Here is a 13,943-nt window from a genome sequence, read left to right on the forward strand (position 1 = left end):
CCTGTACGTCATGGCCGTAAATAGAGAAGGCGGGAAGTCCTTTTTGATTATGCGCAGCCAATGCTGCGGCCAGATAAACTGCGCCGGGACGTTCTGTTCCGTTAAAGCCCCAGATAGCTTTCGGGCGCATAGGATCCATGTCGATGGTTTCGCTACCGTAGCACCAGCATGGGGTAACAGTAATCGTCACGCCTACGTTCAGGCTGCTGAATTTTTCTTCACAGGCGGCAGATTCAGCCATCCCGGCAATGCAAGTGTCGGCAATCACACATTCAATTTGTGCGCCACAGGCGTGACGAAGTTTCTCTGTGATCAGCGCAGCAGTGGCTTTGGCCATATTCATGGTTTGCTCTTCGAGCGATTCACGAACACCCATACGGCGCCCATCAATCACCGGACGAATTCCAATTTTCGGTAAGCTATTTTTGTTCATTCGAGGTTCCTCATCTCACTTTATGCCGTGCTGCAAAAGCGGATGTTGAACACCACCGTCGCAGTTGGCTGAATAACCCATTTTTGCTAACTCGAGTTAGCTTAGGTATTAGAGAGTTTTTTGCACAACTTTTTTGTTGTGGAACTGTGAGAGGCTTCACGAGAAGTGGTTAAAATTCGATCTGTGTCAAATAAACCCGGACGGTTATTTTCAATAAATCCTTTTTAAATTAATTGGTTGTAATAAATTGTCTGTTCAGCGTCACAGTTTTAAACCAAATGATTTGGCTATTTTGAGTAGCTAAAATAGCTTTAAAAGGCACTTCGCTAACTCGAGTTAGCATAATTGATAAAACGCATATGAACTTATAGGTAGTATTCGCATTAACGGTGACGATGGCTCCCTGGCAACGTTTTGCGCCTGATTCACTGATTGCAGTTTCTGTATATTGAGGAAAGCAGCAATGTCTGAAACATTTTTACAGATGAGTCATATTACGAAACGTTTTCCCGGCGTATTAGCGTTGAGTAATGTGGATTTTGCTTTACGCAAAGGAGAGGTTCATGCGCTGCTGGGTGAGAATGGCGCAGGAAAGTCTACGTTGATGAAGATTTTATCTGGTGTTTATCAGCCTGATGAAGGGGATATTATTTTTGAGGGACAACCTGTTACTTTTGCGAACCCGTTAAGTGCACAAAGCGCAGGTATCACCATCATTCACCAGGAGTTTAACCTTTTCCCTGAACTCACGGTGGAAGAAAATATATTTATTGGCAGGGAGTTTTGCAAAAATAATCGCTGGCGTCTGGATGAAAAACAACAGCGACAGGCAGCTATCGATATTTTGCAAAAATTAAACCTGAATATCTCTCCAGAAACGCTGGTGGCCGATCTGACCGTCGCGCAACAACAAATGGTTGAGATTGCTAAAGCGATATCGGTGAATGCCAAGATTCTTATTATGGATGAACCGACGGCAGCACTGACTGAAACGGAAATTGACAGCTTATTTCAGGTAACTCGTTTGCTGAAAGAACAGGGAACGGGCATTGTTTATATCTCGCACAGGTTAGAGGAACTGGCGCTGATCGCCGATCGCGCGACGGTGATGCGGGATGGTCAGTTTATTGCCACTGTGGATTATGATGCGGTTAAAATTAGCGATCTGATTGCCATGATGGTTGGACGCGATCTTGGCAATATCTATCCTCGCCGCGAACCTTTGGCTCAACGCAAGCCGGTGTTGGAAGTAAGCGGTCTGACGCGCAATGGCGTATTGAACAATATTGATTTCACTCTGTATCAGGGCGAAATTTTGGGCTTCGCCGGTCTGATGGGGGCAGGACGTACTGAGCTGGCGCGGGCGATTTTTGGTGCGGATCCCATTGATGGCGGAACCCTCAAGCTGAACGGTAGCGTGACGGTAATTAAAGATATTCCTGATGCTATCAAACAGGGTATCAGCTATTTAACCGAGGACAGGAAAAAAGAGGGGCTGGCATTAGGACTGTCCGTTGAGCGCAATATTATGTTGGGCAATTATCCTGAGTATTCCGATCGTTATGGCAACGTGGACAGCAAACGTTGTCAGAAAACCAGCGAAGAACAGGTGAAAGCCCTACGCATTAAAACACCACATTTAGAACAGGCTGCTCTGAATTTAAGTGGTGGTAATCAGCAGAAAATTATTATTGCCAGATGGGTGTGTAAAGACACCGATATTCTCATCTTTGATGAACCCACTCGCGGTATTGATGTGGGTGCCAAACTTGAGATTTATGAATTAATGAATCGACTGGTGGCAAAAGGGAAGTCAATTATCATGATCTCCTCTGAATTACCGGAAGTGCTGGGTATGTGCGATCGCATTTTAGTGATGCGTAATGGACGTATTACCGGGGAGTTAGCTTCTGATGACGCCACACAAGAAAAAATCATGCAATATGCGACGTTAGAGGACTAATTTATGACTATCTCTGTAACCTCTTCAGACAGCAATAATAAGAAAATAAAAATTAACAAAGAACTTTTAATGCGCCTTGCGCCGCTTTTGAGTCTGATTATTTTAGTAATATTTTTTAGCTTTGGTTCGCCATTTTTCTTTAACACTGAAAACATCATGACAATCGCTCTGCAAACTTCAGTGATTGGCATTATGGCGATTGGCGTTACCTTCGTCATTATCACGTCAGGAATCGACCTTTCTCTTGGCTCGGTGGTGGCCTTTTCTGGTGTTGCGGTGGGCATCAGCGCCACGCTGGGATTGCCTCTGCCCGTATGTATTCTGGCCGGGGTGCTGGCCGGTGGATTATGCGGCTATATCAATGGTCTGCTGGTCACCAAAATGACTATCCCACCTTTTATCGCCACGCTGGGCCTGATGATGTCCGTCAGAGGCATCAATATGGTGATGACAGATGGTCGTGCGATTTATTTCGCTGATTACCCCACCTTCAAAATGCTGGCCCAGGGACGTTTGTTCGATGTGTTGCCTTATCCCGTTTTTTACCTGGTGGTGGTGGCGCTAATCGCCGCCTACATCCTGAAGAAAACGGTGATTGGTCGCTATGTTTACGCTGTGGGTAGCAATGAGGTGGCCGCACATCTTTCCGGTATTAAAGTTCAACGCGTCAAAATTTTCGTCTACGCCTTTTGTGGTCTGCTGACCGGGATCGCCGGCGTTATTCTGGCCTCACGTCTGAACTCTGGTCAGCCAACGGTTGGCGTGGGTTATGAACTGGAAGCCATCGCGGCGGTTGTTATTGGCGGTACGAGCCTGATGGGAGGAATTGGCACCATCGGCGGGACTATCATCGGCGCATTCATTATGAGCGTGTTGAAAAACGGTCTGAACCTGATGGGGGTTTCCCAGTTCTGGCAAATGGTGGCCATGGGCGTGGTGGTCATTGCTGCGGTTTATCTCGATACATTACGCAAAAAAATTCGTTGATTTACGCTCCCGGAAGTCACGGGGCATCATAACCCTGACGTTTAGGGTGACTCACTCAGAACGGAGTAAAACAATGAGAACCAGGAATTTTGTCTATGCGTTATCCCTGCTGGCCTGTATGACATCCAGCGTATTGGCTAAAGATATGAACCTTCCGGTGGTCAGTAAAGGTTTCCAGCATGAATTCTGGCAAACCGTAAAAATGGGGACGGAAGCGGCAGCAAAAGAGTCGGGTGATAAAACCAGCTATGTTGGCCCGGCGGATGAAACTCAGATTGCCGAGCAGATTCAGCTAGTTGAAAACGCGATGGCGCAAAAACCCAATGGGCTATTGCTGGCAGCGTTAGATGCCAATGCGCTGGCGCCATTAGTTGAGACCGCAAATTCACGCGGCATTAAAGTTGTGACGTTTGACTCCGGCGTGAATTCCGATATTCCAGTGAGCTTTGTCGCCACGAATAACCGTAAAGCCGGTGCTGAAGCGGCGGATGCACTGGCTGCGGAAGTGGGTAGCAAAGGTAAAGTGGGCATTATTGCGCACGTAGCGGGGACCTCCTCAGCGATTGAGCGTTCGGAAGGGTTTATTGCCCGCATGAAGGAGAAATACCCGGAAATCCAGGTGCTACCGGTCCAGTACAGCGATGGCGATCCGCAAAAAGCGATGGATAAAACCATCGATATGATCCAGGCCAACCCTGATATTGCAGGGATTTATGGCACCAATGAAGGCTCAACGCTGGGCGTAGCAAACGCCATTGATAGTCAAAACCTGAAAGGCAAAGTGAAAGTGATTGGTTTTGATAGCACCGAGGCAATCATTGCTTTCCTGAAGTCTGGGGTCATTCAGGGCTTTGTCGTGCAGGACGCTTATCAGATTGGCTACCAGGGTATCAAGACACTAAATGCAGCGGTATCGGGTCAGTCTGTACCGAAAGAAATTGATATTCCGGTTAAATTCGTTAATGCGAAGAACATTGACACCCCGGAAATTGACAAGCTGTTACACCCATTTGGTAAAAAATAACACCGTTGGGGCGAAGTGCTCGCCCCATCATTCGCCAGCGTCAGGGAGTTACTATGGGCAGTGGATATTTCCTCGGTGTGGATGTCGGTTCCGCCAGCGTCAGGGCTGGTGTCTTTGATGCCAGTGGCAAACGGCTGGCTTTTGCGACACACGCCATCTCGCAGTTTCGACCCGGTCCTGAGCGGGTTGAGCAGTCATCTGCAGAAATCTGGCAGCAGGTTTGCCATGCAGTGAAGGAGGCGGTGTCGTCATCCGGGGTTCGCATTGAGGAGATTCGCGCATTGGGATTTGATGCCACCTGTTCATTGGTGGCACTGGATGAACAGGGGCGGGGTCTGGCAGTTTCGCCAGGCGAACCATCAGACCATAACATCATCATGTGGATGGATCATCGTGCGGCGCAGGAGACGCAACGTATAAACGCCACGCAGGATCCGGCTCTGCGCTACGTTGGCGGTGAAGTCAGCGTCGAAATGGAGCTTCCTAAAGTACTGTGGTTGAAAAACCATTTTCCAGCCACCTGGCAGAGTGCGTATCGCTTCTACGATCTGGCGGACTTTCTGGTCTCTAAAGCTACCGCCTGTGATGTTGCTGGTCTGTGCACGCTGACGTGTAAATGGAACTATCTGGCACATGAACAACGCTTTAGCCACTCTTTGCTTGACGCTGTTGAGCTAACGGATTTGTTGGGAAAAATCCCGTCGCGGATCCTGCCGCCAGGCGCTGCCGTTGGAACGCTTAGCACCGATGCGGCCCAGGCACTGGGGCTGACGACTGCAGTGGTCGTCGCCAGCGGAATGATTGATGCCCATGCGGGCGGAGTAGCGCTTGCCGGTGTTGAGCCTGAGGGGACGTTGGCGTTGATCAGCGGAACGTCAAATTGCCATATGCTGTGCAGCGAGCAGGAAATTCATACACCAGGTGTATGGGGGCCGTACTGGTCAGCCATGCTGCCAGGCTACTGGCTGACAGAAGGGGGGCAAAGTGCCGCTGGGGCGTTAGTCGACTGGACGCTTCAGGAGTCAGGAGCCAGCGCGGCGCTATTTCACAAGGCTGAGGCGCGGGGTTGCCATCCCATCGTTTTAGTTAATGAATGGGTTGCCGCACTTGAGGCGCAGGAGTCAGAGCCAGGTCGTTATTTGCATGTGCTGGCCGATCATCACGGTAATCGTTCACCGCGCGCGCGACCCGATGCCCGGGGGAGTGTTTGCGGTTTGACTCTTGAGCGAGGCGAGATGCAGGTTGCTCGTCTGTACCTGGCGACATTACAGGCGATCGCCTGCGGTACGCGGCATATTATGGAAGTGATGCGCGAAAACGGTCACACCATTTCCCGACTGACGCTGTGCGGCGGCGCAACGCATAACCCACTATGGTTGCGAGAATATGCCGATGCCACCGGATGCGATATTCATCTGATGCAGGAAGAGGATGCGGTGACGTTAGGGGCGGCCATCACTGGCGCGGTTGCCTGCGGCGCGTGGGAAAATATTCCATCTGCATGCCAGGCGATGGTTCGATCAGGCGAGGTGATTAAGGCTAACCCGGCACGGCGGAACTTCTATGACCGCAAATATCAGGCTTATCTGATGATGTGGGATCAGCAGCAGGCGATTAACCAACTTATGCAGTAAGACAAAAGTTTAAAATACTTTTATGATTGTAGATTGACGTTTTTGGATGTGAACTGGGGCATATAAATGGCTAAAACAGTAGAACAGATAGCCAGCGATCTGAATTTATCGGTTACGACCGTACGACTGGTGCTGAACGGGAAAGCAGAGCAATATCGAATCAGTGTCAAAACCCAAACGCGTATTAATGAATATGTCGAGCGCTATGGTTACGTCATTAACCATTCAGCACGCAGCCTGAAATTGAATAAAACGGATACGTTGGGATTGATTGTGCCCAATATTTCTAACGTGTTTTTTGCCACACTCGCAGAAAAACTTGAGCAACGCTGTCGTCGTTCCGGTTATCAGCTAACGATTAGCTGTACCTATGACGATGTTGATTACGAAAATAAACTGACCAAAGCGTTAATAGCTCGCAATGTCGATGGCCTTTTTATTGTTCCCTCAACATTAGAGAATCAGCAGCACCATTTACGTCAGGTCAGAAAACCGATGGTGTTACTTGACCGTGATTTTAAGTATACCGATAACGCTCTGGTAGAAAGCCATAACATTTTGGGCGGCGAAAAATTGACGCAAAGTTTGTTTGACGCTGGAAAGTCGCCGATCTGGTTTTTGGTGGGAGATACGGGATTACCCAGCATCGGCGACCGTTTACAAGGTTATCTTAATGCATTGAACAATAATGGTATTTTGCATAGCGATTGGGTGCGCGAAGGTCCGGACAACACGCCCGAGGGTGGTTATCGACTGATGGATGAGTTGATCGGCGAACAGGGTTGTCCACAGGCATTTATCGCCTCATCATTACCCGTACTGGAGGGGGCCATTAATGCTATTCGTAATCGTTTTGGCACAATTCCACCTGAAATTAACATTGGGACATTCGATGAACACCCAATGCTGGGATTCCTCGCCAATAATGTCTGGTCAATGCAGCAGGATGAAAATGTTTGGGCGGAAAAAGCGTTCGATATGATGATGAGTGCTATTGATGACCAGCCAATTAAAGAAACTGTAAAAGTTGAGATGAAACTTATTAAGCGCGTAAGACAACCTTAATACGCCGCTATAAATAAATCGGCCTACTGAACCTGAATATATACGTTCAGTGGCTGCCTGTATCTGAAACCTGACCCGTCTTACTCTGCGGCTGCATTTTTCGCAATAAAGACGAGGGGAAACTGTACCCGGAGAATCATTATGGAAAGAATGCGTTTGTCGCGAGAAATCATTGAAACCTGCCTTGAAATGACCAGCCTTGGATTGAATCAGGGGACGGCGGGAAATGTGAGTGCGCGTTATGAAAATGGGATGCTGATCACGCCCAGCGGTATTCCTTACGAAAGACTTACTGAAAATATGATCGTGTATGTAGATAACGACGGGAAATATGATAAAGGACAATTACCCTCCAGTGAATGGCGTTTTCACCTGGCGGCATACCAGACGCGTCCCGATGCCAATGCGGTTGTCCATAACCATGCCGTACATTGCACGGCCGTTTCTATTCTTAATCGCCCTATCCCGGCAATTCACTACATGATTGCGGCGGCAGGGGGGAACTCTATTCCGTGTGCGCCTTATGCGACGTTTGGTACACGAGAGCTGTCAGAGCATGTGAGCGTCGCCCTGAAAAACCGTAAGGCAACGCTTTTACAGCACCATGGGTTGATTGCTTGTGAAGCGAATTTGGAAAAAGCACTGTGGTTGGCGCATGAAGTGGAAGTTCTGGCCCGCCTTTATCTGAGCACGCTGGCGATTGTTGACCCGGTGCCGGTGCTGGATGACGAGGAGATCGCCATTGTGCTGGAGAAATTCAAATCTTACGGATTACGCATTGAAGAGTAATTTCGCATAGCGAAAAGGAGAAATACGATGGCGAACAGAATGATTCTGAACGAAACGGCATGGTTTGGCCGGGGAGCTGTTGGTGCATTAACCGATGAAGTCATCCGTCGTGGTTATCGCAAGGCGTTGATTGTGACTGATAAAAATCTGGTGCAGTGCGGCGTTGTCGATAAGGTGACTTCCCGAATGGATGCTGCTGGTCTGGCATGGGAAATCTATTCAGGCGTTATTCCTAACCCAACCATTGCGGTGGTGCAGGAAGGGTTGGGTGTCTTTAAGCAAAGCGGCGCAGACTATCTGATCGCCATCGGCGGAGGCTCCCCTCAGGATACCTGTAAAGCGATTGGCATTATCAATAATAACCCTGAGTTTGCGGATGTACGCAGCCTTGAAGGGTTATCGCCAACGCGCAGCCCGAGCGTGCCGGTTATGGCTATCCCAACCACCGCGGGAACGGCAGCGGAAGTGACCATTAACTACGTGATCACTGACGAAGAAAATCGGCGTAAGTTTGTTTGTGTCGACCCTCATGACATTCCACAGGTAGCGTTCATTGATGCTGACATGATGGACGGCATGCCAGCGGCGCTAAAAGCTGCCACCGGAGTGGATGCCCTGACCCATGCTATTGAGGGGTACATTACGCGGGCAGCATGGGCGCTTACCGATGCGCTGCACATTAAAGCCATTGAAATGATAGCCGGGGCATTACGTGGTTCCGTTGCGGGCGATACCCAGGCCGGGGAAGCGATGGCGCTGGGCCAGTACGTGGCCGGGATGGGCTTTTCCAACGTTGGTCTGGGATTAGTGCATGGAATGGCACACCCTTTAGGCGCGTTTTATAACACGCCGCACGGCGTAGCAAATGCCATTTTGCTGCCGCACGTGATGCGCTATAACGCCGAATTCACCGGGGAAAAATTCCGCGATATCGCCCGGGTGATGGGAGTTAAGGTTGAAGAACTGACGCTGGCAGAGGCACGTAAAGCGGCAGTAGATGCCGTCTTCGCCCTTAACCGCGATGTAGGGATCCCGCTGCATTTACGCGATGTTGGCGTACGTAAAGAGGATATTCCTGCGCTGGCGCAGGCGGCATTTGACGATGTTTGTACCGGGGGAAATCCCCGTGAAGCGAATCTTGGGGATATCGTTGAGCTGTACCACACTGCCTGGTAATTTTTCAGCGTGACGGCGTGAAAGCCTTATCCGGCCTACCGGGGTGTTCGACGTGTAGGCCAGATAAGCACAGCGCCATTCGGCAACAGACCTATCGCACCAACCGTAATTGCTGCAGGTTTCCGTCGATATGTAAGTCCGTTTGCAGCCGTGCGATATCGCGACACAGAAACGCCATCTCCTGGTGCATCTCTAGTTTCTTGCGCCACTTGTCCGGTACCTCATCAAGATGCGCGTAAATGCCTTCCAGATGTTGAAACTGTACGAGCAACTGCGTGGCGCTTTTGGGACCAATACCTGCAACCCCCGGTACTTTCGAACTGCTGATCCCGGCCAGTCCCCAGTAATCAGGCAACTGCTGCGGCAGCACGCCAAACTCTTTCTCAATAAACGGTGCATCCAGCCAGCGCTTCTGGAAGTAGTCACGAATACGCAGCGTCGGGGAGAGCAACTGACAATAGCCTTTATCGGTTGAGACGATGGTAGCCTGATGTCCCGCCTGGCTCACTTTAACCGCCAGGGTTGCGGCTAAATCATCGGCTTCATTCCCGCTGGAGACCCAGCAACAGACGCCGCGCTGTTCAAAAGCGGCGCGTAAGGCGGGCATTTCCTGGTGCAATTCATCAGGCATCGGGGGGCGACCGGCTTTGTAGTCAGGCAACCGTTGGTGACGCCAGCCGCTGTTGCGCGCTTCATCATCGAATACCGCCACGGCGTGCGTAGGCTGACTGTGCACAATCAGCTGATCGAGCGCGTGCTGGCACGTCTCTACGCAGGGTGAGCCCTGTACGGCGTGAATGCGGCGGATAAGGTTCAGTGCATCGACAATGAGCAGGTGGACGGCCACGGTGTTCTCCCTAACAAATAAGTTTGTAGGGTAACATTCACGGAGAGGGGAGGCGAGTGTTGCGAAATAGCGTTATCCGTAGACCGGATGGCGGCGAGCGCCTCATCCGGCCTACAGATCCTGAAACGTGGTGGGACTTAATCGCAGGTGACAATCTTCATCGCCAGACCGCCGCGAGATGTTTCACGGTATTTGGCGTTCATGTCTTTACCGGTTTCGTACATGGTCTCGATGACTTTATCAAGGCACACGCGCGGTTCGCTGGTACGGCGCAGCGCCATACGTGCGGCGTTCACTGCTTTAACCGAAGCAATGGCGTTACGCTCAATGCACGGTACCTGTACCTGGCCGGCAACCGGATCGCAGGTCAGACCCAGGTTATGTTCCATACCGATTTCCGCCGCGATGCACACCTGCATTGGGCTACCGCCCAGCAGTTCAGCCAGACCGGCCGCAGCCATGGAGCAGGCAACGCCGACTTCACCCTGACAGCCCACTTCGGCGCCAGAGATAGAGGCGTTCATCTTGTACAGTGAACCAATGGCGCTCGCGACCAGCATGTAGCGTGCCAGCGAGTTAGCGTTCACTTCGCGGATAAACTTGTCGTAGTACGCCAGCACGGCAGGAACAATCCCGCATGCGCCATTAGTTGGCGCCGTAACCACGCGTCCACCGGCAGCGTTTTCTTCGTTCACGGCCAGCGCGAACATGTTGATCCAGTCAACAACCGCCATCGGATCAGTGGTGGTTTTGTCGCTGCTGACCAGCATACGACGCAGCGCCGCCGCGCGACGTGGAACGCGCAGTTTGCCCGGCAATACACCTTCGGTGGTGATGCCGCGCTCAATCCCGCTGCGCATGACGTCCCAGACGTTGGCGAAGTGTTGTTCCAGCTCTTCTTTGCTGTGCAGCGCCAGTTCGTTTTGCATCATCAGACCGGAAAGCGACAGGCCGGTTTCCTGGCAATGACGTTGCAAATCAGCCGCAGATTTATACGGATACGGCACGTTTACCGGAGAGTTGTTCGGTAAACCAAAATGTTCTTCATCAACGATGAACCCACCGCCAATGGAATAGTAAGTCTGGCTATAAATGGCTTTTTCGCCCGCCAGTGCGGTAATACGCATCCCGTTTTCGTGCAGGGACAGATTGTCCGCATGGAAATTCATGCACTTGTCGACCGGGAACTCGACCTCATGTTGACCGTCCGCCAGCAGCAAACGTCCATGAGTATTCACATCCTGGATAAAGGCCGGGATGGCATCAATGTCTACGGTATCCGGCAGATTACCCGCCAGGCCCATAATAATCGCGATGTCGGTATGGTGACCTTTCCCCGTCAGAGACAAGGAGCCATAGACATCAACCACTACGCGGGTTACGTCAGTGAGAATTCCGCGTGCAATCAGGTCATCCGTGAATTGTTTGCCTGCTTTCATCGGGCCAACAGTGTGGGAGCTGGAAGGGCCAATGCCGATTTTGAAAATATCGAATACGCTAATCATGAGGCGTCCATTGTGTATCGAGGTGCGCCGCCCCGAGGAGCGGCGCAGGGGAATTAACTGAACAGAGAGTAGAAAATAGCGGAGATAGCGATCAGGCCCATAATCACAACGAAGACGTTGCTGATATGGCCGCTGTATTTACGCATTGCCGGTACTTTCTGAATTGCATACATCGGCATCAGGAACAGAATCATCGCGATGATAGGGCCACCCAGGGTTTCAATCATACCGAGGATACTTGGGTTCAGCGTCGCCACAATCCAGGTGGTTACCAGCATGAACAGCGCAGTGATTTTGTTCAGTTTGTTGATTTCGATGGTTTTGCCTTTGCCGCGCAGAGACTTAATCACCATACCGTTGAAACCTTCACGTGCGCCCAGGTAGTGGCCGAGGAAGGATTTGGTGATAGCGATAATCGCGATGATCGGTGCCATCCAGGCAATGATCGGCGCGTTAAAGTGGTTTGCCAGGTAAGACAGGATAGAGATGTTCTGCTCTTTCGCTGCGGCCAGATCCGCTGGGGTCAGGCTAAATACGCAGCTGAAGACGAAGAACATAACGGTCAGCACCATCATGATGTGAGCGAATGCCAGAATCTTAGAGCATTTCTTCTCAGCTTCATCACCGTATTCTTCACGCTTCGCCACGGCGAAGGAGGAGATGATTGGTGAGTGGTTGAAGGAGAATACCATTACCGGAATTGCCAGCCACAGGGTCAACAGCAGTCCGTTGCCGGTGGTTGCTGCAGAGTCAAAGGACAGGGTTTCCAGAACGGCACCGCTCCACTGAGGGATCAGGTACAGCGCCAGCAGCATCAGGGCGGCAACAAACGGGAATACCAGGATGCTCATCGCCTTCACGATCATCTGCTCACCGAAACGCACGATGGTCATCATGCCGACAATCAGGATCAGAGACAGGATTGCGCGCGGCGGCGGCGTAATTGCCAACTGGTGGGTCAGGAAGCTTTCGACGGTGTTGGTGATGGCTACGCTGTAGACCAACAGAATTGGGTAGATAGCGAAGAAGTAGAGCAGGGTAATCAGTTTTCCTGCGCCTACACCAAAGTGTTCTTCTACAACTTCAGTAATGTCTTCACCCGGATTTTTACCGGACAGCACGAAGCGAGTCAGGCCGCGGTGTGCAAAGAAGGTCATTGGGAAAGCAAGGATCGCCATGATGATCAGCGGAATCATACCGCCTACGCCTGCGTTAATCGGCAGGAACAATACACCCGCGCCAATCGCCGTGCCGTAAAGGCCCAGCATCCACATGGTATCTGTCTTGCGCCATGCGCTGCGGGTCTGGCCCGTAACGATAGTGCTGGTTTGAGTGTTTTCCATCTATTTCTCCTGGAGGAAGCTTAAAAAGTCGGGTTTGGGGTCAATCCAATGAGAAAATACCCGACTGTAAATCGAAATTCGTTGAGCGATTTTTTATATAATTTTTCGCCGTAATAATTTGCGGGCGGAAAGATACATTTTAGTAATGAATGTATCAGTGATCGCGATCCCAAATGCAATAATCCACCTTTTATGTGGATAAATTTGGACCATTAATCTGTTAAAAAATAGTCAAAGCGAATTTACGGGCGCGAAGGCTAACATTAACGACATATATCATGAAAGCGAAGGCGCGAAGATACGAGCGTTACGCTGTAAAAACTGTTGTTTTTAGAGGATTTTGGCGACTAATAATAATTTCCTAAGATAAATCACGGTTGGGTTTTAAAGGTAATCGTTTGCGTAGCGCGTTATTTTTAATGAAACATCATCGGTATTTATATGATCGTCTGAGCTATGTGACTGGTATCACTAAAAAAAGCCGGGAGGCTGATGCGCCAAACCCGGCTTTGATATGGACAAAACTGTCACCGCGATAGCGTCTGCTGGCGGCTGTTGGAGGTTAGGCGCAAATCTCGTAGCAAGGGATATACGCGGAGCCTGGTAACTTCATACGATGCTGTGCAACAAAGCCCTGCAGGAGATCGTCCATGCGGCGCATCATTTCGCGGTCACCGTGGATTTTGTACGGGCCAAACTCTTCAATGGCGCGGATCCCGACTTCCTTCACGTTACCGGCTACAATCCCCGAGAACGCACGGCGCAGGTCTGCCGCCAGTACTTCCACAGGTTGGTCCGGGTACAGCTTCAGGTTAGCCATGTTTTCATGGGACGGCTCGAACGGCATCTGCAAATCAGACGCGATACGAATCGACCAGTTAAAGCTGTAGGCATCACCGGTGTCACGGCGGTTCTCTTTCACCAGCGGCATCGCTTTTTTCATCAGACGAGCCACTTCTGCTGCATCGTCTATGATAATGCGATAGTGGCGACGCGCATCTTCCCCCAGCGTGTGCACGATAAATTCGTCCAGCACGCGGAAGTAATCGGCGCTCTCTTTTGGTCCAGTCAGGATCAGCGGTAAAACCTGATCTTTGTTGGCCGGGTTCATCAGGATCCCCAGCAGATACAGCAGTTCTTCTGCTGTCCCTACGCCGCCTGGGAAGATGATTATACC

11 protein-coding genes and 1 pseudogene are annotated in these 13,943 nt (G+C 50.7%); 7 read left to right on the forward strand and 5 right to left on the reverse strand.

Annotated elements, in window-relative coordinates; translation table 11 throughout:
- A pseudogene (gene fucI, locus KQJ19_RS18185) lies at positions 1–433 on the reverse strand (L-fucose isomerase); the annotation flags it as partial.
- 463 nt (positions 434–896) lie between these two features.
- Here fucI and KQJ19_RS18190 point away from each other — a divergent pair.
- From KQJ19_RS18190 to fucO, 7 genes are all read left to right on the forward strand, one after another.
- On the forward strand, positions 897–2,396 hold the full coding sequence (locus tag KQJ19_RS18190) for a sugar ABC transporter ATP-binding protein (RefSeq protein ID WP_047499376.1): 1,500 nt from the start codon (positions 897–899) through the stop codon (positions 2,394–2,396).
- A gap of 3 nt (positions 2,397–2,399) precedes the next feature.
- Positions 2,400–3,383: an ABC transporter permease gene (locus tag KQJ19_RS18195; RefSeq protein WP_003034055.1), complete on the forward strand. Its 984-nt coding sequence runs from the start codon at positions 2,400–2,402 to the stop codon at positions 3,381–3,383.
- A gap of 73 nt (positions 3,384–3,456) precedes the next feature.
- Positions 3,457–4,407: an ABC transporter substrate-binding protein gene (locus KQJ19_RS18200; protein WP_016157361.1), complete on the forward strand. Its 951-nt coding sequence runs from the start codon at positions 3,457–3,459 to the stop codon at positions 4,405–4,407.
- A gap of 53 nt (positions 4,408–4,460) precedes the next feature.
- Positions 4,461–6,041 carry an FGGY-family carbohydrate kinase gene (locus tag KQJ19_RS18205; protein ID WP_016157360.1) on the forward strand — a complete coding sequence of 527 codons (1,581 nt, stop codon included), beginning with the start codon at positions 4,461–4,463 and terminating at the stop codon, positions 6,039–6,041.
- 66 nt (positions 6,042–6,107) lie between these two features.
- Positions 6,108–7,106 (forward strand): LacI family DNA-binding transcriptional regulator, encoded by a 999-nt coding sequence (locus KQJ19_RS18210; RefSeq protein WP_016154251.1) that lies wholly within the window; start codon positions 6,108–6,110, stop codon positions 7,104–7,106.
- 141 nt (positions 7,107–7,247) lie between these two features.
- Positions 7,248–7,895, forward strand: coding sequence for an L-fuculose-phosphate aldolase (gene fucA, locus KQJ19_RS18215; protein WP_003034062.1), 648 nt, complete (start codon positions 7,248–7,250; stop codon positions 7,893–7,895).
- A 27-nt stretch (positions 7,896–7,922) separates the two neighbouring features.
- Positions 7,923–9,071, forward strand: coding sequence for a lactaldehyde reductase (gene fucO, locus KQJ19_RS18220; RefSeq protein WP_103766722.1), 1,149 nt, complete (start codon positions 7,923–7,925; stop codon positions 9,069–9,071).
- Between the two features lie 91 nt (positions 9,072–9,162).
- Here fucO and xni read toward each other — a convergent pair whose 3' ends face one another.
- The 4 genes from xni to KQJ19_RS18240 form a co-directional block, all read right to left on the reverse strand.
- The gene (gene xni, locus KQJ19_RS18225; RefSeq protein WP_016154249.1) at positions 9,163–9,918 is read right to left on the reverse strand and encodes a flap endonuclease Xni; all 756 of its coding nucleotides are present in this window, start codon (positions 9,916–9,918) and stop codon (positions 9,163–9,165) included.
- Positions 9,919–10,055: 137 nt separating this feature from the next.
- Positions 10,056–11,423, reverse strand: coding sequence for an L-serine ammonia-lyase (locus KQJ19_RS18230; RefSeq protein ID WP_016154248.1), 1,368 nt, complete (start codon positions 11,421–11,423; stop codon positions 10,056–10,058).
- A 53-nt stretch (positions 11,424–11,476) separates the two neighbouring features.
- On the reverse strand, positions 11,477–12,766 hold the full coding sequence (locus KQJ19_RS18235; protein ID WP_016154247.1) for an HAAAP family serine/threonine permease: 1,290 nt from the start codon (positions 12,764–12,766) through the stop codon (positions 11,477–11,479).
- Between the two features lie 562 nt (positions 12,767–13,328).
- Positions 13,329–13,943: pyrimidine/purine nucleotide monophosphate nucleosidase domain-containing protein (locus KQJ19_RS18240; RefSeq protein ID WP_216403950.1), on the reverse strand; the 615-nt coding region annotated here is incomplete at its 5' end.

The sequence above is a fragment of the Citrobacter sp. S46_ASV_140 genome (assembly GCF_018919545.1).
GTDB lineage: Bacteria > Pseudomonadota > Gammaproteobacteria > Enterobacterales > Enterobacteriaceae > Citrobacter > Citrobacter braakii.